The 22,939-nt window shown below is 38.3% G+C and carries 24 protein-coding genes, 1 tRNA gene and 1 pseudogene; 20 read left to right on the plus strand and 6 right to left on the minus strand.

From position 1 onward, the window contains the following. The first annotated feature begins 199 nt into the window (after positions 1-199). From TT13_RS11325 to TT13_RS11630, 8 genes are all read left to right on the plus strand, one after another. Positions 200-328 carry a putative metal homeostasis protein gene (locus TT13_RS11325; protein ID WP_190279643.1) on the plus strand — a complete coding sequence of 43 codons (129 nt, stop codon included), beginning with the start codon at positions 200-202 and terminating at the stop codon, positions 326-328. Between the two features lie 142 nt (positions 329-470). After that, on the plus strand, positions 471-1,364 hold the full coding sequence (gene rapZ, locus TT13_RS07165) for an RNase adapter RapZ (protein WP_027699349.1): 894 nt from the start codon (positions 471-473) through the stop codon (positions 1,362-1,364). Further along, positions 1,361-2,389, plus strand: a complete 1,029-nt coding sequence (locus tag TT13_RS07170; protein ID WP_045476918.1) for a gluconeogenesis factor YvcK family protein — start codon at positions 1,361-1,363, stop codon at positions 2,387-2,389. The genes rapZ and TT13_RS07170 overlap by 4 nt, the downstream gene beginning before the upstream one ends. A 17-nt stretch (positions 2,390-2,406) precedes the next feature. Continuing rightward, the gene (gene whiA, locus TT13_RS07175; protein ID WP_027699351.1) at positions 2,407-3,363 is read left to right on the plus strand and encodes a DNA-binding protein WhiA; all 957 of its coding nucleotides are present in this window, start codon (positions 2,407-2,409) and stop codon (positions 3,361-3,363) included. Between the two features lie 69 nt (positions 3,364-3,432). After that, entirely contained in the window at positions 3,433-4,026 is a 594-nt protein-coding gene (locus TT13_RS07180; RefSeq protein WP_027699352.1) for an ATP-dependent Clp protease proteolytic subunit, read from the plus strand. 237 nt (positions 4,027-4,263) lie between these two features. Beyond that, positions 4,264-5,259 (plus strand): D-2-hydroxyacid dehydrogenase, encoded by a 996-nt coding sequence (locus tag TT13_RS07185; RefSeq protein ID WP_027699353.1) that lies wholly within the window; start codon positions 4,264-4,266, stop codon positions 5,257-5,259. 59 nt (positions 5,260-5,318) lie between these two features. Further along, positions 5,319-6,467, plus strand: a complete 1,149-nt coding sequence (locus TT13_RS07190) for a PTS sugar transporter subunit IIC (protein ID WP_027699354.1) — start codon at positions 5,319-5,321, stop codon at positions 6,465-6,467. Between the two features lie 383 nt (positions 6,468-6,850). Next, entirely contained in the window at positions 6,851-6,973 is a 123-nt protein-coding gene (locus TT13_RS11630) for a hypothetical protein (protein WP_278279341.1), read from the plus strand. Between the two features lie 63 nt (positions 6,974-7,036). Here the strand turns inward: TT13_RS11630 and rpmF are convergent, their stop codons facing one another. After that, positions 7,037-7,210, minus strand: coding sequence for a 50S ribosomal protein L32 (gene rpmF / locus TT13_RS07195; protein WP_027699355.1), 174 nt, complete (start codon positions 7,208-7,210; stop codon positions 7,037-7,039). A gap of 295 nt (positions 7,211-7,505) precedes the next feature. Here rpmF and TT13_RS07200 point away from each other — a divergent pair, with 295 nt between their 5' ends. The 4 genes from TT13_RS07200 (at position 7,506) to TT13_RS07215 (ending at position 10,080) form a co-directional block, all read left to right on the plus strand. Continuing rightward, a complete protein-coding gene (locus TT13_RS07200) occupies positions 7,506-8,864 on the plus strand; it encodes an Nramp family divalent metal transporter (RefSeq protein ID WP_027699356.1) in 1,359 nt (452 codons plus the stop codon). A gap of 22 nt (positions 8,865-8,886) precedes the next feature. Beyond that, complete coding sequence (locus TT13_RS07205) at positions 8,887-9,324, plus strand: universal stress protein (RefSeq protein ID WP_045476921.1); 438 nt, start codon at positions 8,887-8,889, stop codon at positions 9,322-9,324. 115 nt (positions 9,325-9,439) lie between these two features. Next, a complete protein-coding gene (locus TT13_RS07210) occupies positions 9,440-9,904 on the plus strand; it encodes a MarR family transcriptional regulator (RefSeq protein WP_045476924.1) in 465 nt (154 codons plus the stop codon). A gap of 105 nt (positions 9,905-10,009) precedes the next feature. Then, positions 10,010-10,080 (plus strand) — tRNA-Gln (locus TT13_RS07215). A gap of 164 nt (positions 10,081-10,244) precedes the next feature. Here TT13_RS07215 and TT13_RS11555 read toward each other — a convergent pair. Continuing rightward, positions 10,245-10,376 carry a hypothetical protein gene (locus TT13_RS11555; RefSeq protein ID WP_242868527.1) on the minus strand — a complete coding sequence of 44 codons (132 nt, stop codon included), beginning with the start codon at positions 10,374-10,376 and terminating at the stop codon, positions 10,245-10,247. A gap of 1,257 nt (positions 10,377-11,633) precedes the next feature. Here TT13_RS11555 and TT13_RS07220 point away from each other — a divergent pair. After that, positions 11,634-12,374 (plus strand): hypothetical protein, encoded by a 741-nt coding sequence (locus tag TT13_RS07220; RefSeq protein WP_027699358.1) that lies wholly within the window; start codon positions 11,634-11,636, stop codon positions 12,372-12,374. A gap of 196 nt (positions 12,375-12,570) precedes the next feature. Here TT13_RS07220 and TT13_RS07225 read toward each other — a convergent pair whose 3' ends face one another. Beyond that, the gene (locus tag TT13_RS07225; protein WP_052348583.1) at positions 12,571-12,912 is read right to left on the minus strand and encodes a hypothetical protein; all 342 of its coding nucleotides are present in this window, start codon (positions 12,910-12,912) and stop codon (positions 12,571-12,573) included. A gap of 675 nt (positions 12,913-13,587) precedes the next feature. On the opposite strand from TT13_RS07225, the gene TT13_RS07230 reads away from it, so the two are divergent. The 5 genes and pseudogenes from TT13_RS07230 (at position 13,588) to arsC (ending at position 18,316) form a co-directional block, all read left to right on the plus strand. Beyond that, positions 13,588-15,630, plus strand: coding sequence for an HsdM family class I SAM-dependent methyltransferase (locus tag TT13_RS07230; RefSeq protein ID WP_027699359.1), 2,043 nt, complete (start codon positions 13,588-13,590; stop codon positions 15,628-15,630). A gap of 71 nt (positions 15,631-15,701) precedes the next feature. Next, positions 15,702-16,259 (plus strand): annotated as a pseudogene (locus tag TT13_RS07235) (restriction endonuclease subunit S); the annotation flags it as partial. After that, positions 16,225-16,776, plus strand: a complete 552-nt coding sequence (locus TT13_RS07240) for a restriction endonuclease subunit S (protein WP_052348584.1) — start codon at positions 16,225-16,227, stop codon at positions 16,774-16,776. The pseudogene TT13_RS07235 and the gene TT13_RS07240, both read left to right, overlap by 35 nt. 292 nt (positions 16,777-17,068) lie before the next feature. After that, positions 17,069-17,680 carry a hypothetical protein gene (locus TT13_RS07245; RefSeq protein ID WP_027699360.1) on the plus strand — a complete coding sequence of 204 codons (612 nt, stop codon included), beginning with the start codon at positions 17,069-17,071 and terminating at the stop codon, positions 17,678-17,680. Between the two features lie 225 nt (positions 17,681-17,905). Beyond that, positions 17,906-18,316: an arsenate reductase (thioredoxin) gene (gene arsC / locus TT13_RS07250; protein WP_027699361.1), complete on the plus strand. Its 411-nt coding sequence runs from the start codon at positions 17,906-17,908 to the stop codon at positions 18,314-18,316. Between the two features lie 70 nt (positions 18,317-18,386). Here the strand turns inward: arsC and TT13_RS07255 are convergent, their stop codons facing one another. Continuing rightward, positions 18,387-18,977, minus strand: a complete 591-nt coding sequence (locus TT13_RS07255) for a TMEM175 family protein (protein WP_027699362.1) — start codon at positions 18,975-18,977, stop codon at positions 18,387-18,389. Between the two features lie 177 nt (positions 18,978-19,154). Between TT13_RS07255 and TT13_RS07260 the strand changes: the two genes are divergently transcribed. Together TT13_RS07260 and TT13_RS07265 are read left to right on the plus strand one after the other, a co-directional pair. Further along, complete coding sequence (locus TT13_RS07260; protein WP_027699363.1) at positions 19,155-20,291, plus strand: Gfo/Idh/MocA family protein; 1,137 nt, start codon at positions 19,155-19,157, stop codon at positions 20,289-20,291. Positions 20,292-20,344: 53 nt separating this feature from the next. Further along, positions 20,345-20,809: a heme-degrading domain-containing protein gene (locus TT13_RS07265; RefSeq protein ID WP_027699364.1), complete on the plus strand. Its 465-nt coding sequence runs from the start codon at positions 20,345-20,347 to the stop codon at positions 20,807-20,809. A gap of 83 nt (positions 20,810-20,892) precedes the next feature. On the opposite strand, the gene TT13_RS07270 is transcribed toward TT13_RS07265, so the two are convergent. After that, the gene (locus TT13_RS07270) at positions 20,893-22,104 is read right to left on the minus strand and encodes an MFS transporter (protein WP_027699365.1); all 1,212 of its coding nucleotides are present in this window, start codon (positions 22,102-22,104) and stop codon (positions 20,893-20,895) included. Positions 22,105-22,325: 221 nt separating this feature from the next. Next, a complete protein-coding gene (locus tag TT13_RS07275; protein ID WP_027699366.1) occupies positions 22,326-22,904 on the minus strand; it encodes a cadmium resistance transporter in 579 nt (192 codons plus the stop codon). Positions 22,905-22,939 lie beyond the last annotated feature (35 nt).

A 22,939-nucleotide genomic window follows, 5' to 3' on the forward strand; every position in this document is an offset into this window, starting at 1 on the left:
ACTCAGACTAATTAACTTTTATCAAGTGTGGTTATTTAGCCCAAGTAACCACCAAGACAACGATAAAGGATACCCTTTATCAGAAGACCAAGTTGGCGTTAGTTGCTTACTTGGTTTTTTTGAGCAAGGTACTTGCAAATTTTTAGATAGTCATCTATACTTACTAAACGTAAGTTATTAAAGACAAAGAGGTGGAATCATGGCAGGGGAAAAATTAGACATTGCTTCAGCACGACGTAAGTTACATAGTCCCAACATTAAGACACGTAAGCGTGCCTTACGGGCTATCCATGACGCCAAGCGTCAAAAGCAAGTTAAAAACAAATAAAGGTCAGATTTAGACTGACTAGCCTTACAAATAAGTTGCTTATTTGTAAGGCTTTTTATTTTATTGAAAATTGCGGGTAGCTAACAGTAACATAATGTAAAAGTTAATATATAATGGAGATTACAGAGTAAAGGAGGGCATAATGGCAAAACGAGAATTAGTAATTGTTACTGGCATGAGTGGTGCTGGTAAGCGAGTTGCAATGGATGCCTTAGAAGACATTGGTTTTTATTCAGTAGATAATCTACCTCCACAAATGTTAGCTAGTTTTTGGGAAATGGTGGCCGAAGATCCAGCGTTTCAGCATGCAGCGGTCATGATTGATTTGCGTTCGCAAAAATTTTTCAAAGATTTAAGTGGGATTATGCAAAATCTCTTAAAAAAAGCTGACCGTAATTATGATTTAAAATTAATATATATTGATGCAAGTGATGAAACTTTAGTGGCACGTTATAAAGAAACTAGACGGCAGCATCCACTTTCGGGTGATAAGGGTACCCTATGGGGAATCCAACAGGAGCGTGAACAATTAGCCAGCATTCGTGAAATGGCAACTGAGATTATACACACTGATGAATTAGCTGCACGTAAGCTTAAACAGTTAATCGTTAGTAAATATGGTGATCAAGAGGCCCAACATAACTTGTTTAATGTTCAAGTGATGAGTTTCGGCTTTAAATATGGCATGCCAGTTGATGCTGATTTAGTCGTTGATGTACGCTTTTTGCCGAACCCATACTATTTAAAAGCTTTGCGTGACCTAACTGGGATTGACCAAGCAGTAAGCGATTATATCTGGGACAATCAAGATGCAAAAGAGTTTTACCAATTAGAGCTAGAGCAAGTCAAATGGCTGTTGCCACGTTATAAAGCTGAAGGTAAGACCACGTTGACAATTGCTTTTGGTTGTACTGGTGGTCAACATCGCTCAGTTGCCTTTGCACACCAACTGGCAAATGATTTGAAGGCCAATTGGAAGGTCAATGAATATCATCGTGATATTGAACGCCGCCGGGAAGGAAGTACCCGCGCATGACAAAAGGGCAAGAGCAACTTGAAAAATTTGCCCTTAAACCTGTACCTAAGATAGTTGTAATTGGTGGTGGCTCAGGCCAGCCAGTAATTTTAGGGGGCTTAAAAAAGTGTGATACTAATTTGACGGCAATCGTGACGGTTGCTGACGATGGTGGTTCTTCTGGCGTTTTACGTAATTATTTAAATATGGTGCCACCAGGAGATATTCGCAATGTCTTATCAACCCTGGCCAATATTGACCAAGAAGTAATTGATATTTTCCAGTATCGTTTTAACTCCGATGATGAGATGTTAGCTGGTCATGCACTAGGTAATTTAATCTTGGCTTCAATTGCCGAACAAGATAATAGTATTTTTAGTGCGGTTCAGCGGATGTCTAAGCTCTTCCAAATCGATGGGAATGTATTCCCAGTGGTAGATGAACCGTTAGTCCTACATGCTGAGTTCGCAGACGGTACGATTTTAGAGGGTGAGGGTGCAATTACTGCAGCTGGTAAGAAAATTAAACATGTCTGGGTAACCCCGCAATTTACCTTGGATAAACATCGCCTGCCAGAGGCACCTAGTGAAGTTGTCAATTCAATTCTAAATGCTGATGTGGTGGTATTGGGACCGGGCTCACTATTCACTTCAATTATGCCTAATTTAATGGTACCAAATGTGGCCGAGGCTCTTTTGGCCACGCGCGCTAAGGTTGTCTATGTTGCTAATATTATGACGCAAAAAGGTGAAACGGACGGCTTTTCAGATGCCGATCATGTGCGTGCCATTAATGAGCATATTGGTGAACGGGTGGTCGATGCCGTCATCATGAACACAGCACAAGTACCAGAAGATTATATTGATTGGAAAAAGTGGAATGAGGTATCTAGGCAAGTAATCTCTGATCCTGAACATGTACGTGCGGAAGGTGCAATCCCTGTGATGGGTGATTTGCTTGAACTACGGGATGCCGGTGCTTTCCATGATGGCTATAAAGTTGCTCAATTAATAATGCAGATTGCAGCTGCCGATAAACTAAATTAAGAATACGGAGGTAAGCCATGTCATTTGCTAGTGATGTAAAGAAAGAACTAACAATGCTCGATATTTCTAAGGCTGACAATGCCCGAGCAGAGTTATCGGCTTTAATGCGGATGAATGGTTCTCTTGGCCTAGCCAATATGCACTTTACCTTAAATGTACAAACTGAAAATGCAGCGACTGCCCGCCGTATCCTTTCATTATTACAAAAGTTCTATGATGTGAACTCAGAGATTTCTGTTCGACGGCAAATGAAGTTAAAGAAAAATAACCTTTATGTCGTTCGAATAACCCAGGATGTTGATAAGTTATTAGATGATTTGCGGATTTTTGAAAATTTTGAATTACTACCAACAATTCCGGATAGCTGGTTGGCAGATGAGGGGATGGCCCGTTCATATTTACGCGGCGCCTTTTTAGCAGCTGGGTCAGTTAATAACCCAGAAACAAGTCGCTATCACTTTGAGATTTATTCTTTGTATGAAGAGCAAGCAAATCAATTAGAACAGTTGATTAATCAATTTGATTTAAATGCTAAAACTGTTGAGCGTCGTTCAGGTTACATTGTTTATCTGAAGGAAGCTGAAAAAATTGCAGATATGTTGAACGTTATTGGTGCAACTGAGGCGATGTTAAAGTTTGAAGATGTCCGAATTGTGCGTGATATGCGGAATTCAGTTAATCGCTTGGTTAATGCTGAACAGGCTAACATCGAAAAGACAGTTACGGCTAGCCAAAAGCAAGTTGATGATATTGAATTCTTAGATGATGAACTAGGCTTGCATAAATTACCGGAAAATTTGCGGGAGATGGCGCAAATTCGTTTAAGTCATCGTGAAGAACCATTATCTGAATTAGGTAAGTATGTGACGGGCGGTTCAATCTCTAAATCAGGAGTTAATCACCGTCTAAGAAAAATTTCGCAACTCGCAGATGAATTAAGAACTGGGGGCAGCGTGCCCAAAATATTACGCTAAGAAAAAGTTTGACCTTTTTTGACTAATAGTTTAAAATATACGCAATCAACCTTATAGGAGGAATTTGTAATGAATCCAATTCCATATGTTATCGAACAATCAGCACGTGGTGAGCGTTCATATGACATTTTTTCACGCTTGTTAATTGATCGGATTATTATGGTGAATGGTCCCATCGAGTCACAGATGGCAACGGCAATTATTGCCCAGCTATTGTTCCTTGATGCGCAAGATCCTGATAAGGACATTTACATGTACATTAATTCACCTGGTGGGGAAGTTAATGCCGGTATGGCCATTTACGATACTATGAACTTCATTCGGGCAGATGTGCAGACCATTGTTATTGGGCTAGCTGCATCAATGGCGTCAGTTTTGGCCTCATCAGGAGCAAAGGGCAAGCGTTTTATCTTGCCTAATTCACAGTTCATGATTCACCAACCATCTGGTGGTGCGCAAGGACAACAAACTGAAATTGCGATTGCTGCAGAAGAAATTCTCAAGACTCGTAAGAAGTTAAATGAGATTTTGGCTGCTAATACTGGTCGACCTTATGAAGAGGTTGAACGTGACACTGAACGTGATCACTGGCTTGATGCAGAAGAATCACTTACCTATGGTTTGGTTGACAAGATTATGGTTTCAGCCAACGAGCAAAAATAATTAGTTTAGGTGTTAATTGATTAAAAGTGAGCTAACTTTGAAGGTTAGCTCACTTTTTAATTTGCATCAAATCTTAGCTTAAAAATAAAGAAGTGAGCTAGAAATTTAAATTTATGCGGAGAAAATTGGTGAAAAGCTATCCATTATAGGCGTTAAGCCTGCAAATGTCGTTGACTTTATCACAAATAACTACTTATAATTGTAGTTGTTATTGCTAGACAATTTTGGAGGAATATCATGAAGATTTTTGCATACGGAATTCGTGAAGACGAACAACCTGCTTTGAAGGCCTGGATTGCTGCACATCCAGAGGTTACTGTTGAATTTACTGACCAACTTTTGGACCCTGAAACTGCTAAGTTAGCAGAAGGTTTCGATGCTGTTAATGTATATCAACAATTGGACTACACACGTGAGACTTTGACAGCCTTGCATGAGTTGGGAATTAACAAGATGTCATTGCGTAATGTTGGAACTGACAACATTGACTTTGATGCTGCACGTGAGTTTGATTTTTCAATCTCAAATGTCCCAGTTTACTCACCTAATGCAATTGCTGAACACTCAATCATCCAAATGTCACGTTTGCTTCGTCGGACTAAGGCAATGGATGCTAAGGTTGCTAAGCATGACTTGCGCTGGGCACCAACAATTGGTCGCGAGATGCGGATGCAAACAGTTGGTGTTATCGGAACTGGTAACATCGGCCGTGTTGCAATGAAGATTCTAAAGGGCTTTGGGGCTAAGGTCATTGCTTATGACTTGTACCACAATGCTGAAGTTGAAGCTGAAGGTCTATACGTAGATACTTTGGAAGAGTTGTATGCACAAGCTGACGTAATTACTTTGTACGTTCCAGGTGTACCAGCTAACCACCACATGATTAATGCTGATTCAATCGCTAAGATGAAAGATGGCGTTGTAATCGTAAATTGCTCACGTGGAAACTTGATGGATATTGACGATGTAATCGCTGGTTTGGACTCAGGTAAGATTTCTGACTTCGCAATGGATGTTTACGAAGAAGAAGTTGGTTTGTTCAATGTTGATTGGTCAAACAAAGAATTCCCAGATGCTAAGATTGCTGATTTGATTGCTCGTGAGAACGTTTTGGTTACACCACACACTGCTTTCTACACAACTAAGGCTGTATTGGAAATGGTTACTCAATCAATGAATGCTTCATTGGCTTTCATTAATGGTGAGAAGCCATCAATCGCTGTTGAATACTAAAAATTAGATTTATCAATATTTTGGGGTCTATTTTTAACTTATAGGGGTTAACACTTTTTATGAATAACGAAGTTTTTGACGGTAACTACCGTTTCAATCTTAAAGATTTTCTCTTTAAGATTCTTGCTGGTTCAGCGCAAGGAATTCTAATTGGAGTTCTTCCGTCAGCAATTTTAAAGTACGTTCTACGACCATTTATCCAAAGTGGTATGCATTGGGCGATTAGTTTGAATGCAATTTTGGTGCTATTCTCATCATTTATTCCTTTGTTAATTGGTTTGGCAATCGCCATGCAATTTAAAATGAAGGCCTTAGATGTTGGAGTTTTGACAATTGCCGTTGGTGCGGCCTCTGGTTCAATTAAATGGGCCGTTGCACCGGCTGGATTTGTTAATCCCGTTAGTGGGCTAGCATTGAAGGCACCAGCCAGCGTTTATATCGCAGCTGGTGCGGGTGATGTTATTAATGCGATGATTGTTTCGGCAATCGGGGTACTAGTTATTTGGTTAGTTTACAAATATCTTTGGGGCTTTGGCGCATTAGCAATTATCTTAAGCCCATTGGTAATTGGTGGTGGCGTTGGCTTGCTTGGCTTGACAATCGCCCCAGTTGTTGGGAATGTAACAACTTGGCTAGGTAATCTAGTTGAGTATTTCACGACCTTGCTACCAATTCCAATGTCAATCTTAATTGCGATGGCATTCTCATTTATTATCATTACACCGGTTTCAACAGTTGGAATTGCTTTGGCGATTTCACTTGCTGGATTGGGATCTGGTGCTGCCGGAGTTGGCGTAATTGCGACAACTGTAATTTTGCTAATCAATTCAGTTAAGGTTAACAAAAAGGGAACATCAATCGCAATCTTCTTGGGTGCAATGAAGGGAATGATGCCTTCAGTCTTTAAGCGACCACAGATGATTCTATCCTTCCTATTGACGGCTGCAATTTCAGCTATACCAGTAGCTTTGTTTAATGTACAAGGTACACCAACAACTGCTGGGTTTGGGTGGATTGGAATGGTTTCACCAATCCAATCTTCTGTGATGGATACAGCTGATAAAGCCTTCCAAACGCATACGGTTTCACCAATGATTGCAATTCTAGTATTCTTCGTAGTACCGATAATTGCTGGGTTATTGTCAGATTTCTTATTCACTAAGGTGATTAAGTTGTACAAGCCAACTGACTTGCAACAAGAACTATAAGCATAACCTAAAATATTGGCTGCTCTTAGCAGTTGAATAGATAAAATTAATACAAAAAAGCTCTAAAATCTTCACAATTTTAGAGCTTTTTTGTGCATAATATAAGTACTGAGGCAGACGTAGTGGTTATTATAACTGAATAAAAAATACTAATTGATAATTAATTTTTAGCAAATGTAAGCAAATATATTACTTACAAATTATAAAGTAGTATGAAATTATCCTTACAAATAGCATTGTATTAGCCCAGAAATACCGGACTATCACCATATAGATAAATATTTAATTTTAGTAAAACCCTTTCATTTAATCCGAAAAAGTATATAATGAATTTGAGGGGCTTGGTGAAAACGGATACATTTTTTTAAAAGGAGGCATGACCTATGTCATTGCTAGATTTACAAGCCAAGGAACTTGGCTTCAAAAATTGGCAGGAACTTCGCAAGAAGTTACCCAATACAACAGCGCAACGTTTGATCAATGATTTGATTCTAAAGGAGCTATAAAATGGCTACGAGCGGCGCACAAAAAAAGACCTGAAATGAATTAACATTTCAGGTCTTTTTTAATTACTTAGGAGCAACAACTTGCTTACCCTTGTAAGTACCATCAGAAGCTACGTGATGGTTACGTACGTAAATACCATTTTCGTTTTGGTGAATTGCAGGGGTCTTTAGACCACCTTGACCACCGCGACGTGAGCGCTTAGCATTCTTTGAAACTTTACGTGCAGGAACTGCCATAATGTTATCCTCCCTTACACCGCCGTGCCGGATTGGAATAGGCAGTGTTATTTAATAATCGATTATTTTTTTCAACTGTTCTAATTTACATGAAAATGAGCTATATGTCAATAATTCAGCCATAATCACAGAAAATTTATATTTAATAGCTTAAAATGAGAAAGGATGCGCTTTCAATTAAAAGTCGACAAAGAAGCGCTAAAATTTACGTTTTCCTTTAGTAAAAGTATTTACAAAAACTATTAATAATAAGATAATGAGTGATACCAAAAAACAAGAAGGAGGAATTTTACTGATGCTTACAAATTCAGTAAAGGATTCCGTAAAGGATGAAAATGGCGGTTCAAGTTTGGCGGAAATTAACGGCACAGTTGAAGTACCGCAAAGTGGTGGCTTTCTCAGGAAACTGATGGCTTGGAGTGGTCCAGGAGCGCTGGTAGCTGTTGGTTATATGGATCCAGGTAATTGGATTACATCAATTGTTGGTGGTGCAGAGTACCATTACTTATTGATGTCTGTTGTCTTAATATCTAGTTTAATTGCGATGATGTTGCAATTTATGGCAGCTAAACTAGGCATTGTGGCTCAGAAAGATTTGGCGCAGATGATTCGTGACTCAACGAATAAAACCACTGGTTGGATTTTATGGTTTGTAACTGAGTTAGCAATCATGGCGACAGATATGGCAGAAGTTATTGGGGCGGCGATTGCCATCAATCTGCTTTTTGGCTTTCCACTACTCTGGGGTGTTTTGATTACAGCGGCAGATGTATTGCTACTGTTGCTTTTGATGAAACTCGGTTTCAGAAAGATTGAAGCAATTGTGGCGACCTTGATTCTAGTAATTCTAGCAATCTTTTTATACATGGCAATCTTAGCCAAGCCAGATATGGGAGCGGCAGTTGTTAATTTAGTACCGCACCGGGATATTTTAAAGTCAGGTCAGCTAACCCTAGCCTTGGGTATTGTGGGTGCGACTGTGATGCCCCATAATCTATATTTACATTCGTCAATTTCACAAACACGTAAGATTGACCGTAATGTGCCAGGTCGTGTCCGTGAGGCTCTTAAATTTACTGCTTGGGACTCAAATATCCAGTTGACTGGTGCCTTTGTTGTAAACTCATTGCTCTTGATTGTGGGAGCTGCCTTGTTCTTTGGTCATGGTAGTGACATGCAAGCCTTTGGTGATTTGTATAGGGCATTAAATAATAGTCATATTGTGGGTGCAATTGCTAGTCCGCTATTATCAATGCTCTTTGCATTAGCATTGTTAGCTTCTGGTCAAAATTCAACAATCACGGGTACATTGACGGGACAAATTATTATGGAAGGTTTTGCGCACTTACAGTTACCAATGTGGGTACAACGATTGGTAACGCGTGGACTTGCCCTTGTGCCAATCATTATCTTTACAATTATCTTTGGCGCAACTGAAGGAGCTTTAGATAAGCTATTAGTTTATTCACAAGTATTTCTATCAGTAGCGTTGCCTTTCTCAATGTTTCCTTTGATTTACTTTACTTCAAGAACTAAGTATATGGGTGAGTTTAAGAACGCAAGATGGATGACAATTGTAGCTTATCTTGTAGCACTTGCTTTAACGTTGTTGAATGTCCAGTTGATTATTCAAACAATTTCAAGTCTTTTCTAAGGAGTTAAAGGAGCTAGAAATTATGGAACCAAAAACTTTTAAACATGTTTTAGCAGCAGTAGATGATTCAGAACTAGGCCAGATGACACTAATTAACGCAATTCATCAAGCACGCGAAGATGATGCGCGTCTAACGATTTTATCGGTCTTCGAATCGGATGATTTGAGCGTTTTTGATTATTTTTCAAAAAATCGCAATCAAGCAGCGCGTGATGATGTCGAGCGTGCTTTAGGGCGCTATCGTAAGCTTGCTGAGGATGCAGGGGTGGCTAATGTTGCCACTATGCTAGCTGAGGGCGAGCCTGGCGAAGTAATCGTTAAAGATGTAATTCCAGATATTCATCCCGACTTGGTGGTGATTGGGGCGCATTCTAAGGACGATGAGGACCATCATTACTTTGGTTCACAATCAAAGTACGTTGCTAACAATGCACCGGTAACTGTAATGGTTGTACGATAATTAATCGATAGTACTAACGAACAATTATGCTTAATTGTTCGTTTTTTAATGCAAATATTTTAAATATAAGATAGAATTATCAAGTAGTTTGGGGATTCCTTGAAACGAGGAAGATATGATGAAGTTATTAAACGGGTATATTGATGCTTATTTGACAACGGTAAAATATCTAGATGATGTTGTTTCAGAACCAGCGATGGAGTTTGGTTTATCATTTGAACAATATTTAATAATGCACAGCATTGCTAATCATCAATCAGGCCTGACCTTAACAGAAGTTGTTGAAAGCCGTAATGTAACGAGAGCAGCGATTTCACGTCAGATTAAAATGCTCTTGAAAAAGCAGTATATTTACCAAGTACACGACCGAGCGGATCGGCGGCGAATGTTATTGTATTTAACTTCGGAAGGCACGGTCGTTGAAAAGGTCGTCACGATGCGGGTACAACATCGTTTTGAGGGCTGGGTAGAAACCTTTGGCGAAGCTAGTGCTGAGCGGGGACTGCGCATTTTAAAGCTGATTGAGCGTAAAATCGTATCAAAAGCCCGGGCTCGAATTAAGGCCCGTCAGTTAATGTAGGCATTATTTTGATGGATAAAAACAGTGGGGAACTTAACCCCACTGTTTTTTTAAATAGGCCTTGATGGTTTTTAGGGATATTGGTATAATAAATATTGTTGTTTTTGGGCATTGGCCAAGAGGTAAGGCAAAGGTCTCTGAATCCTTGAGCACTGGTTCGAATCCAGTATGCCCAATTAGCAGTTTTAGCAAACCCCGTCAGATTAGCGTTTTCGCCGGTCTGACGGGGTTTTCTTATGTTTTCAAGATTTTAAAAAGGTCATAGAAAGTCATGAAAAGTCACCGAAAATCAAGCAACTGTGTATTTTAGTGTGTATTTCTTGTTGTACTTTTGTAAGTGCTAGAAGTTCACTAATGAAGTGAATACATCAGCCATTTTTACCCGCATATCCTTAGTAACAGCGGCATAGATATTATGCGTTGTGTTTATATCATCATGACCGACTTGTGCTTGTAGTGTCTTAATATCCATGCTAGCTTGTACTGCTAGCGTGATATAAGTATGGCGTAACCTGTGTATATTTGTGTATATTTATCTGTGGTAGGTCAGGAACGTCTTTAATTGCAGATAGTAGCCATTCACGGGGCTGATTGGCGCTAATGCGCTTGTCTAGATTAAAGACAATGTCAGAGTGTACACCAGCCTAGCCACTATGAAGGCTTGTTGTTGGATAGAGCCATAGCATTATAGATAGTTGCCAAAAGGCTGCACACAAAAAACAAAAAAGGTTGCAAGATGTGCATGAAGTAACCGTTGATGTGATAGCTAACACACCGAATATTATGATGCTAACATTATAACTTTGCAAACCCTAACATCATCTTAGGGGGCATTGTGTTATACTTCAGGTACTAATTCATTCAAAACTAAGCGTCTTGGGTCTAAGTTATTTTCTGGTTTCGTCGCTAGAGGTAGCTTTTAATTTACGCTTAATATAAAACGTGTTACACTTCAAGCATGAATTGGGATATGCTGGGATACCTACATGTCTAAGCTACTTTCTGGTTTCAGCGCTAGAAGTAGCTTTTTTGTGTCTAATTTGTGCCACGCTGAAAATAGGCACAGACTGGAGGTTTCCAGTGTAATAGCTCATTCATAATCGCAGTGTTTGCAGGTTTAGCAGTAAACCTAATAAGCTACATTGCCAAGTGTTGGATAGATAAGGACTAGTCATAATTTATTGAACGGCCTTATCAGTTGTGTTTGAACTGGTAAGGCTTTTTGTTTGTCACATTGCAAGGTTTAAAGTAATAAATGCGGGGATGTTTTAGGATATAACTATTTAATGTAATATAAAGCGTTTTAAGAGCACTTTACACGTAATTGTTGAGAAGGTAACGAAACGAGCTCAGAGCAAAGACCAGCGATAGACAATCAAACGATAACAGCATTACAAGCTAATGATTGTTAGTCAGTGGCTAGATTAACCATACGTAAAAGTGTAAATACTAATTGCTAGCGGATATCTAATGGTTAGCTAGCAAGTAAGTAACAAAACAAGAAACTATACGGTTAAAAATGGCGGTGTTAGTTATGTTAGTGGATATATTCGGTGCTGAAAAAACAGTACCCCTTTTCCTCGTAGCTGTTTTGTTACAATATGCAACCAAAAAGATGTTAATTCCAACTAGATATATTTAAGATTTGATTTTAAGATATTTAAATACACTACAAACGCAAGAAAGTTAGTGTAATATGTAACTTAACAACTTATTTTGGGGAATTATAATGGCAAAGAAGTATTTAAGTACGAAAACAAGAACCAGTCACACTTTTGAATTTTATGAGATTCGGCAAGATGATCCGAATTGGCGTGAGGACTACCTTAGGATTAAGGCAATCCGCCAACGCGAGTTCATTCGATCAATGATGATTGGCCTTGTTGTTCTAATTGTAGTTTGTGGGGGACTTTTCGTAATCTACGGAAATAAAAAACAAACTGCGGCTAAAGATAATGAGAGTTCTTTGGTGGACCATGAAAAAGCTAGTGTGAGCTCAAGCAGTACAAGTGATAAAGTTTCAAGTAGCATGAGTGTGGAAACTTCGAACAGTATGAGTGACAAGGTTTCAAGCAGTGAAACAGCTGAGGAAGCAAGTGAGTTTCCTCATGCAGTGGTCTATACCGGGACTTGGACGGATAAGTTTCATTATGGCGATAGAATGATTACGGTAAATAAAGGTTCAGATGATGATAGCCTAACATTAGAAGATAGTCTAACTTTGCCAAATTCGCCTGTAAAATATACTGATTTGCAGATTGAGAATACTGATACTAAAACATTGACAGTCAGGACAAAGCGAACAGGACAAACTAAACGTATAAAAGTAAACACAGAAATTTACAATCCAGCCAATCAAGATACATATTATTTGGGCTATAATGCTGACAATGTCGTCACCTTGATTTATCCAATGTCGGATGCCTATGGCACCCCGCACTACTATGAATTTGACTACATTAACAACTAACTTGGGTTGATTTAAGCGCTTTTTTGGGCTAGCGAAGCTTGCAGTAATTTTAAAATTGTTGATTGAATTAAGCAGAAAACCTAAAGGAGGACTACTAACAATTATTGTTAGCAGTCCTCTTTTAAGTAAGAATGTTGGTAATACTTTGTAAGGCTGAAAGAATCATTAAGAAGTGAATAGCAAAGTGATTAATGTTTTAAACAATCACCAAATTTGGAAGCATTGAATTAATGCGATGAATGCTTTTTGGCTGATTAACCGCATTAATGATGGCTGACATAGCTACAGTATGGGTAAGGTCAAAACCTTGCGAGTGAATGATAAAGCTATGGTAACTAACGGTGTCACCATTAATTTCAAACCAGTTAGGTTCAATATGTTTGCTTTCAGCCTGAATATTTTTATCAGGCCAAACAAGATAGCGGATATTTCCATCAACATTGATTTTTTGAATTTGCCAGCCACGGTTAAAATCAGAAACTTCAAGCCAACGGCCATCAGAAATGTTTGAAATTGCATAATAAACTAGGGTGCTCATTAAAAGCTTTTGGTCATGATTTAAGTCACTAGCTGTAATGCTTGTAAGCGCTAGTTTGCTATTGTGTATTGGCGCATCAAGCTCATGCGTACGATAAGTTTGAATGCTAAGGGATATGAAGCAAGTTACTAGTATAAAGACTAAGGTACGGAGTATAGTGATTGGTTTATATTTCATGTGTTTACCTAAATATGAGTTGAGTTCTTAGCGAATGTAAGTGCTGTAATAATTGATAATAACAAATACTATTATTAATCAGTTTGTGTGAAAGTACGAGGATATTGGAGAATATCCAATTAAACTATACCTAAAAATTTTTAATTTCATCAATGTTGACAAATAATTAATCTAATTAACGGCTGTGCGCAATGCTATTAGAAGTGATTTGCAAAAAAGAGTTTAGAGATATGCTCTTCAAAATATTATGCTACTAAGCTTTAGAAAAAGCAGTTGATATTTTGTTTAAGTAAAGGTTAGGTATTGGAAATGCTTGTGTTCAAAAGCTAGTAAACATAAGAAAATAAAGTCAACAAAACTTGACAAAATAAAAAGGGACGCACTGATAATGACAGAGCACAGAGCACAGAGCACAGAGCACAGAGCACAGAGCACAGAGCACAGAGCACAGAGCACATTTAAATTGGACTAAACCTTCTTTCTTGGAGGTGGCCTAAAATGGTTAAATCATTTGAAACATCTGTAAAGCAGTGGGCTGATGAGCAGATTCGACATTTAGGCTGGCCGATAATAGGTTCAGAAGAACAAGTTATTGATGCAGATATCGAGCGTGCACTTAAAACAAACCCATCTAAAAGTGGTGGTAATGGTGGTGGAAGGCCTGACTATTCATTGATTATTGAAGACGGCGAAAAGCGAATACCAGTTTTCGTTGAATATAAGGGAGCCAAAAATAAGCTTATTAAATTAGATAAACAGAATTTAGTTATTTTACGTGATAAAGATGAGAATTTTGATTATAAGCAAGCAATTCCTCACTATGCTGTAAATGGTGCAGTCTATTATGCTATGAATGTTGTTAACGATACAGAGTACCGGGAGGTGCTCGCAGTAGGGGTAAATGGTTTTGAATCAGCTGGGAAGATGCAATATGAAATTAGTGTCTATGTACTGAATAAAATTCATGCAGAACTACCAATCCATTTAGGTGATTTTAAAGATTTTGATTTTTTGAAAAATAAAGCAATTCAACGAGAAGCGTTATTCAAAAAAATTGAAGCGGTTCAATTAGATCCAAAAGAAATTGAACAGCGAGCTATTCGGGATGATGCAAAAATCGAAGCAGCCTTGCAGGAGTTAAATCAAAAAATTCATGATGAGCAACAAATTATCCCAAGCCAAAGGATAAATGTAGTGGCGGGTGCCCTAATGGCAGCTATCGGCGTAAAAAATGAAGATGGTGGCTATAAGGTAGCACGGCTAAAGCCAAGTGAATTAATGGGCTCGACCGAAGAAGGAAATACCGACGGCGAAAAGATACTACGTAAAATAACTAACTCCTTGAAAAGTCGCAAATTACCAGAGAAGAAACAAAAACAGATTATCAATGTTTTAAGAAGTAATTTTGTAGATAATAATTTAAATCAAAAATCTGAATTAGAGACACAGACGCCAATTAGGGCAATCTATAAAGAAGTTTACGATAAATTAATTCCAATTTATGACGTAACCGGAATCAATGATTTCACTGGTAAATTATTTAATGTAATGAATGCGTGGGTTGATGTACCTGACGGCGGAGCTAATGATGTGGTCTTAACACCACGCTATGTTACTAACTTTATGGCAAGATTAACTAGGGTTAACATGGGAAGTTATGTTTGGGACTGGGCTTTAGGTTCTGGTGGCTTTTTGATTAGTGCGATGAACTTAATGATTAAGGACGCATATGAACACTATCCAAATGATAAAGGGAAATTGTTTGATACCATTGAAGGAATTAAAACCAAGCAATTATTAGGGGTTGAACTGCTACCGAACGTCTATATGCTGGCGGTTTTGAATATGATTTTAATGGGGGATGGCTCTTCAAATATTGTTAATGATAATTCACTAACCCAATATGAAGGTAAGTACGCATACAATGAAGACCCATTTCCAGCGGATGTGTTTTTGCTGAATCCACCTTACTCTGCTGAAGGTAACGGTATGATTTTTGTCGAGAAAGCTTTCAAAAAGCAGAAAAAAGGCTATGGCGCAGTCATTATCCAAGATAGTGCAGGAACAGGTAAGGCCGTCGAAATAAATCAACGTATTTTAAAAGAAAACACATTAAAGGCCAGCATTAAAATGCCAGCCGATTTATTTAAAGCTAGTGTGCAAACGTCAATATACCTGTTTGAGGTCGGAACGGGTGGCCATAAAAAGGATGATAATGTTTACTTTGTTGACCTAAGAGAAGATGGCTATACCAGAACCAATCGCAAGAAAGCGAAGATTAATTTAATCAACTCAAATGATGCAAAAGGGCATTATCAAGAAGTTGTTGACCTTATTTTGAATAAGGCTAAGAAAACGAATTACTTTAATGAGAATGATAATTATTATTTAGGGACAATTGACCCAGAGAGTGGAAAAGATTGGAACTATAACAAGAAAATTGATACAACTCCAACCGAGGCTGACTTCAAAAAGACGGTTAGTGATTATTTAAGCTGGGAAGTTTCTCAAATTCTTAAAGGAACGAATCAGGATTTTTAAGTAGCCCTAATTCAGAAGTTGAAGAACGAGTTAGGGCGCGATATCCAGGGCTTAATAATAAAAGATTCAAGCTATCCGAGTTGTTTCAAATTAGTAACACAAAATCATTCAATAAAGACCGTCTTACTAGAGTGAATGAAGAAAAGTATCCATATGTAACCAGAACCAGTATTAATAATGGTGTTTGGGGATATACGGGATTTGTAAATAGCGAGAACATTAATTCGGCAAAAACGTTTAGCCTTGGATTATTACAAATGGATTTTTTTTATCAAAAAGAAGCGTGGTATGCCGGACAATTTGTTAGGAAAATAATACCGAAGTTTGAAATAAACGATATTTTGGCGCTTTATTTTTCGGGAATATTAAATAAGCAAAAGTCACTGCTTTTATCGGTGCTAGTCAGGGAAGTTGACGATACTTTTAATAATATTGAAATCAATTTACCGGTATATAACACTGGAAATATTGCTTTTGATTATATGGAGGCTTATATCAAGGAACTTGAAGCAGAGCGTATTAAGGCTCTTGAAACATATCTACAGGCAACGGGATTGAATAGCTACGTATTATCAGATGAGGAGCGACAATTAGTTGAAAGCTTTAGAAAAAATGGGGGGGGCGATTAGTTGGCGTGAATTTGAAATTGGTTATTTATTTGACCATGTTGTACAAGGTAGACGTTTGAAAAAAGATGATCAGATAGAAGGCGAATTACCTTTTGTTATGTCGGGCACTACTGAAAATGGTATTGCAAACTATATATCAAATAATGTTCGTATTTTTCCTGGTAATAGTTTAACCGTAGATATATTTGGAAATGTATTTTATCGGTCGTATGAATACGGAATGGGAGACGATACTGGTGCATATTGGAGTAACGATAATAAGATGGCGAAATATACCATGTTATTTATTGGTGCATCAATGAGAATATCTTTGTTTGGACAATATGATTATGGACATAAACTCCGTAGTTCGAAATCTTTAGGGAAAAAGATTCTATTGCCAATTGATGAAAATAATCAACCTGATTATGAGAAAATGGATAAATATATCCATGCGATCGAAAAACTTGTAATTAAAAGTGTAGTCGAATGGAAAGACAAGCAGATAGAAGCAACTAGGTCCGTTGTAAGTAAATAATGATAATTTATGAGAGTATATTGTTTAGAAATAAGCAATATACTTTTTTAGTTAATTAGTGATTTACAATAACTTTTTAGAATTTGTATTATAGTGCATTTGAATGCTACAGAAAATCGCACCTACCCTAGTGCAAGTGTTTATTATTTGTAAGCAAATTTGATGAAATTATAAATAATAATGATTTAATTATATAGATAATTGTAGTTGTTTTATCTGGTTATCGCCTTGAATATAGCTAAAGAAAGGCCTAAAATAATAGACGTTTAGTTAATAAGAGGGGATAGGGATTATGTACGTTAAGCGTTTTTTACAGTTATTTGTTGTGTTTTTTATTGCGATTTTACTTTCTGAATTAGTTGTCTTTGGTTTGGGGATTAAGACGCTATTTTGGACCATTATCGTTGTTAGTGTTCTGGGATATATCTTACTGGTCATCCCGTTAGTAGTCATGACAATTCGCAAGGCCAAGGAGAAGAACGCTAATGATGCTAGTAATAATCAATTTGGTTTAGTTTTAGCCAAGTTGCCTAACAAAATTACGCTGGCCTATGTAAATAACACAAAGGTGTACAATTCAATTGTGACATTTAAACAATCAAAGACCGCTGAGAATGTCTTGTATGTTGTAACGCCTAAAGACACAAGTCGGGCTGAAAAAATTGCGACTGGCGACACCGTGGCAATTAGTTCTTGGTTTGTGGAAGCAACCGGTTTACGATTTAGCTCTAATAATGTAGTTGTGGATAAATTAACCGACGAGCAATTAAAAGCGGAACTAGTGGCGCAGCCAGAAATAAAAAGTTTGAATGAGAACGCTGAAAATATGCTTGTAATTAAGCTGACATTAAAATCAGTTTTGATTGAGAGCTTTAGGGATAATCCTAAGACGATTGAGTGGTAATATTTGATAAAGTTAATGTATTAAACTTGTTCGTTATCCTTAGGGATAACGAATTTTTTTAACTATGTGGGTAAATATTGATAAAACTGATTGTCAGATAGACTAGCTGCCACATGCTCTATCAGCGGTAGAAGGTACAAATTAAAAATATTGCTTTGCAGACCGCTTGATTTATAAGAAAATACTCTTAGAAAGCTAAAAACTGGAATTGCAGGAGATAATGCAATGCAACTATATTTTTTATGTACTGGAAATTCTGCGCGTAGCCAGATGGCCGAAGGCTTTGCCAAGCAGTACGCACCAAAGGATTGGCAGATTAAGAGTGCTGGTATCGAGCAGCATGGACTAAATCCCCTTGCAGTGGCGGTAATGCAAGAAAGCAATATTGATATTTCAATGCAGACCTCTGATTTGATTGATTTAGCCTATCTAAATTCAAGCGATTATGTAATTACGTTATGCGGCGATGCACGCGATAAGTGCCCAATTGCACCGGCAGCTGTCAAAAGACGGCATTGGCCATTGCTTGATCCAGCAAGGCCCTATGATAGTGCAGATGAGGAGTTAGCCATGTTTAGGTTGACCCGTGATAAGATTGAACGCTTAGTTAATGAATTAATTCAAAATATAAGGTGAAACCGTGATTTTACCAAACAAAAATGATAGTGCCCAACTTAGTTAGGCACTATCATTTTTGTTATATAAGTTATGCAACTCGATCGCTGTCCGCCGGCGTAAGAATGGCCATTGAAATAAGTTCTAAGATAGTCATTATTAGGACGATTGGTGGGAAAAACGCTACTGCAATTAGGACAATGACAGAAGTCAGCATAACGTACCAACTGCTGAGAAATTTAATTGCGGGCATATTCAAAACCTTTTGTGCTTTTGCCTGGTTGGTTTGCTTTAAGTCTGCAACAATTGCTAAGGTCAACCAGATGTAGGCTAATGTCCAAATAAAGACTGTGAAAAAATAGAACCATTCGGGGATGGCTTTATCAACAAAGCGGCCAACCCACGCCGTAGAAACAGGTAATAGTGACATGGTGAATAACCATAAGTTGTTTAACCAATAAACTTTTTTGGTAACTCTCTCAATTAAGGCAAACATATAATGGTGATTATACCAAGCGACTAGAATGAAAAAGAAACTGGTACCATAAGCAAATAGATAGGGTAGTTCTTCAATAATACCGTCTAATCCATAACTAGTTGGGGTTTTAAACTCTAAGACCATGATGGTAGCAATGATGGCAATAATAGCATCCGTAAATGCTTCGACACGATTTTTATTCATAATTTTTCCCTCCAAGTAATATTTTACAAGATTTCATGCAGTATAGCTTTTACAATTGATAATAATAAACATTAATTAATAAGTAATATTAAAAGCTATGAAAATAATTAAATGCTTAGAAGAACTCTTTGCAAACGCTTACATAAAATTGTAAACTATCTTTTGGAGGCATGAAAAATGGAAATAATAACAATTAAGGCCGCAATTGTCGGTTGTGGTGTAATTAGTGATATATATATTCAATCATTACAGGAAAAGTTTAAGATTATTGATTTAGTTGCCTGTTTTGATCTTAATCAGGAACGGATGTTAGCAACTGCTGAGCGCTATCAACTAAAGGCTTTAAGTTATGAAGCAATTTTGGCTGACCCACAAATTGAAATGATTATCAACTTAACCAATCCCAAGGCGCATTATGATGTAATCAAGCAAGCATTACTTCATGATAAGCATGTTTTTTCTGAAAAAATGATTGCGGTTGAATTGGCAGAAGGGGCAGAACTTTGTCAAATCGCTAAAGACCGAAATTTGCGCTTAGGTCTGGCGCCAGATACCTTTTTGGGAGCTGGAATTCAAACGGCCAATTATATCTTAGAAAAAGGGTTAATTGGTCAACCGCTATCAGCCGTTGTTTCTTTGAATCGCGACTTTAATATCTACGCTGATATTTTCCCGCATATGAACCAAAAAGGTGGCACCTTGCCTTTTGATACTGGTTGTTATTATATGACTGCGTTGGCAAGTATCTTAGGACCAGCTAAGCGTGTGACCGCCTTTGGCCGGACTTACAAGCCAGACCGGATTGGTCGGCGGGTTGATCGGCCTTGGTTTGGTGAAGCATCACAGGTTAAAGCTGAAAATATTTTGACAGCGGTAGTTGAATATGCGAATGGTGTATTATGCACGGTGCATTTTAATTCAGAAAATATTCTTAGCGAGGAGCCAGAATTAAAAATTTTTGGGGATGAAGGCATCTTAAAACTAGGTGATCCGAATAACTTTGATTCAATCAATATTCTACAAAAACCAATGAATGAAGGAACTGAATTTCCTTTCACCCATGGCTTTAGAGAGAATTCACGGGGTGTTGGCGCTGCTGAAATGGCTTGGTCAATCGTTAAGGGACGGCCACATCGGGCAAGTATGGAGATGGGCTATCATGTTTTTGAGCTACTACACGGTATGTATATCGGTGCTCAACAGGGAAAAATCTATGAGTTGCAGTCATCCTTTGAAAAGCCAGCTCCACTACCGACAGGTTATGTTGATAATGGCTTTTGGGGGCCAACGCAAGAAATTGCGTTAGCCTTTTAGCGTTTGGAAGTTGCAATTTATTTTTACAGAAGAATTTGATCGAGGTAAAGCAAATGCAAATACCATCTTTAGAAACAGTGGTCGCCCAAGAAGCGAAACTACAATTTGATCAATTTGATAATGATACTGCCCTAGAAATTGGGTATCGCTTAGTAAAGTTGGCACAGGCCGAGGCAGCTCCAGTTACGATTGATATAACACGGGCGCACCAACAACTTTTTCATGCTGCCTTGGCGGGAACTGCGCTTGACAACGATAAATGGCTACAACGTAAAATTAACACAGTCTATAATTTTGGTAGCAGTAGCCTAGCTTTGCAAATTAAAATGACGAGCGAGCAACGAAGCTTAGAAGAGGCGAGTTTGTTGAACAAGTTTGAATACGCAGCAGCTGGTGGGGCCTTTCCAGTGAACGTTAAGGGAACTGGCTTGGTCGGCACGATTGCCGTATCTGGGATGCGTTCAGAAGAAGACCATCAATTAATTGTTGATTGTTTGGAAAACTACTTTGCCCAATAAAAAAGAGGACAGTTATTGTCCTCTTTAAAATAAGATTATTTTAGCAACTAGGCGCTTGGCCTAGTTGCTTTTTTGATTAGTTTTTACGCATGCACAAGGTGGTTTTTTAGTCGGCCAAGCGCACCAACACATAGGAGGGCTAAGATTGCGAAAGTGACCCCACTAAGGCCAATCCAGCGCATTCCGATGTGAGCAACAATTAAGCTAGCGAAGCCCGACCCCAGAGCGATACCGCCGTTCCAAGCAATGGATTGTAGGGCGGCAGCCAGATTAGTTGACCCCAAGCCGGTACTTGCTTGTACATCGACAAAAAGTACCTGCGCAGGTGAATTTTGTAGATACATCATTAAACTTAGGCTAAGTAGTACCAAGGATAGTGCGATGAAATTATTCATAACCAAGGTAAAAATGATGAGCGCCAGTAGTTGCGCAAGTAAAACTTTCCATAATTTAGTGGCTGGCTCAATACCGCTACCTTGAGCAGCGAGTTTACCGCTGTAAATATTTCCACAAAGGCCAGCTAGCCCAATAACGACTAACCCCAAGCCAGACCAAGTTTTTGGGATGTGGATGTAGTTAATTAGTAAGGGGGTAATATACGTGTAAAAGGAGTATGTTCCAGCGGCACCAAAGACCACGATACCGCAGGCTAAGAGAATTCGTAAATCAGTGAAGATTTTAAATTGCGTAAAAATATTGGTTTTGTTTTGTGTAACCACTGCGCTGGTGCGAGGGATAGTTACATAAACGGCGCAAATTAATAGAATCGTAAGCACATTAATTAACCAAAAAGTTACTCGCCAGCCAATTTGATTAGTAATGAAAGATCCAATCGGCACGCCAAGGACTGCTGCAATTGAAAAACCAGAGTAGACCCAAGCAAGAAACCGCGTTCGATTGGCTAGGTCAACTAAATCAGGTGCAAAGGTCAGAGCAACGGCAGTTAAGGTACCAGCAACTGAAGCCCCGATAAGCCGAGCAACGACCAGACTCCAATAATTCCAAGAAATAGCAGCGAGCATGTTGCCACTTAGGAAAAAGATGAGGAGGGTTAGGAGCAAGGGAAAACGTTGAAAGCGTGAGCTTAGTGCAGCACCAAAGGGCGCAAGAATAACATAAGCAATTGCAAAATAAGACACTAAGTTACCTACTGCCGTAATTGGTACATTGATCGCGTGGGCAATTTGGGGTAGAACCCCAACCATAATGAACTCGCTTAAACCGAGTAGAAAACAAAGCATAAATAATAGGAAAACCTGAACATTTAAGAAGCGATTTTTATTGACGGAAATCATTTTAAAGACCCTTTCGACAGCCTGATTTAAAGTGCTTTTCCATTGTAGCCTTTAAACAACTGGGTTTTCAAGGTTGGTATTTCTAAAAAACTAACCTAGACTTTGAAAAGGGAAGTTAAAGCAGAGTACGTCGATAAAGTTATTTATCAATTTGGCTTAAGGTCAAATTGATAGTAATAGCCGTGTATTACTGGCATGAAGGTTTAATTGCGTTAGCAAATTTACCGCAGCAATAGTTGTATTAGGTGTGGGATGATGGCGGTAATAAATAAAATATAGATGCCAATTGTAAAATAGGCTACACGAGTAATGATTGCTTGGTAACGAATAAGATGGCTTTTGATAAAGGTGTGCGAATAGATTATTTGCATGATTACGGGTAATAAGCCAGTGAGTATTAGTAATATAGCGCTAATTGCTAGCCGATTTGCTAACGAACTAGCTGTAAAGACGGCACTGTAGGAAATTAAGTTGTCACTACTTGAGCTTAAATAGAGCATGTAGATTAACCAATAGGCGCCTGATTTTTTAAGTATATCTTGCTTAATTGGTAGGTCAACGTTTACTCGAAAGGCAAGGATGATGGGGATAATACCTAATAAACCTAGGCTCCAAGTTGGGACAAGGTGGTTAAGAATTTGGCTAGCTAAATTTGCCAAGGCGATTACGGTAATCGCCCCAGCTAGCTGGGATAATACAATTGTATGTACGGGATAAAGTAACAACATGCTAAGTAACAGTAACAGAGTGTCAACATTTGTAGCAAAAAATAGGGGAATACCAACAGTTAAAGCAGTCATAGTATAGGCCAGCTTTCAGTATTAATGCGCTTTTT

Origin of the sequence: Weissella oryzae SG25 (assembly GCF_000691805.2) — a bacterium.
GTDB lineage: Bacteria > Bacillota > Bacilli > Lactobacillales > Lactobacillaceae > Weissella > Weissella oryzae.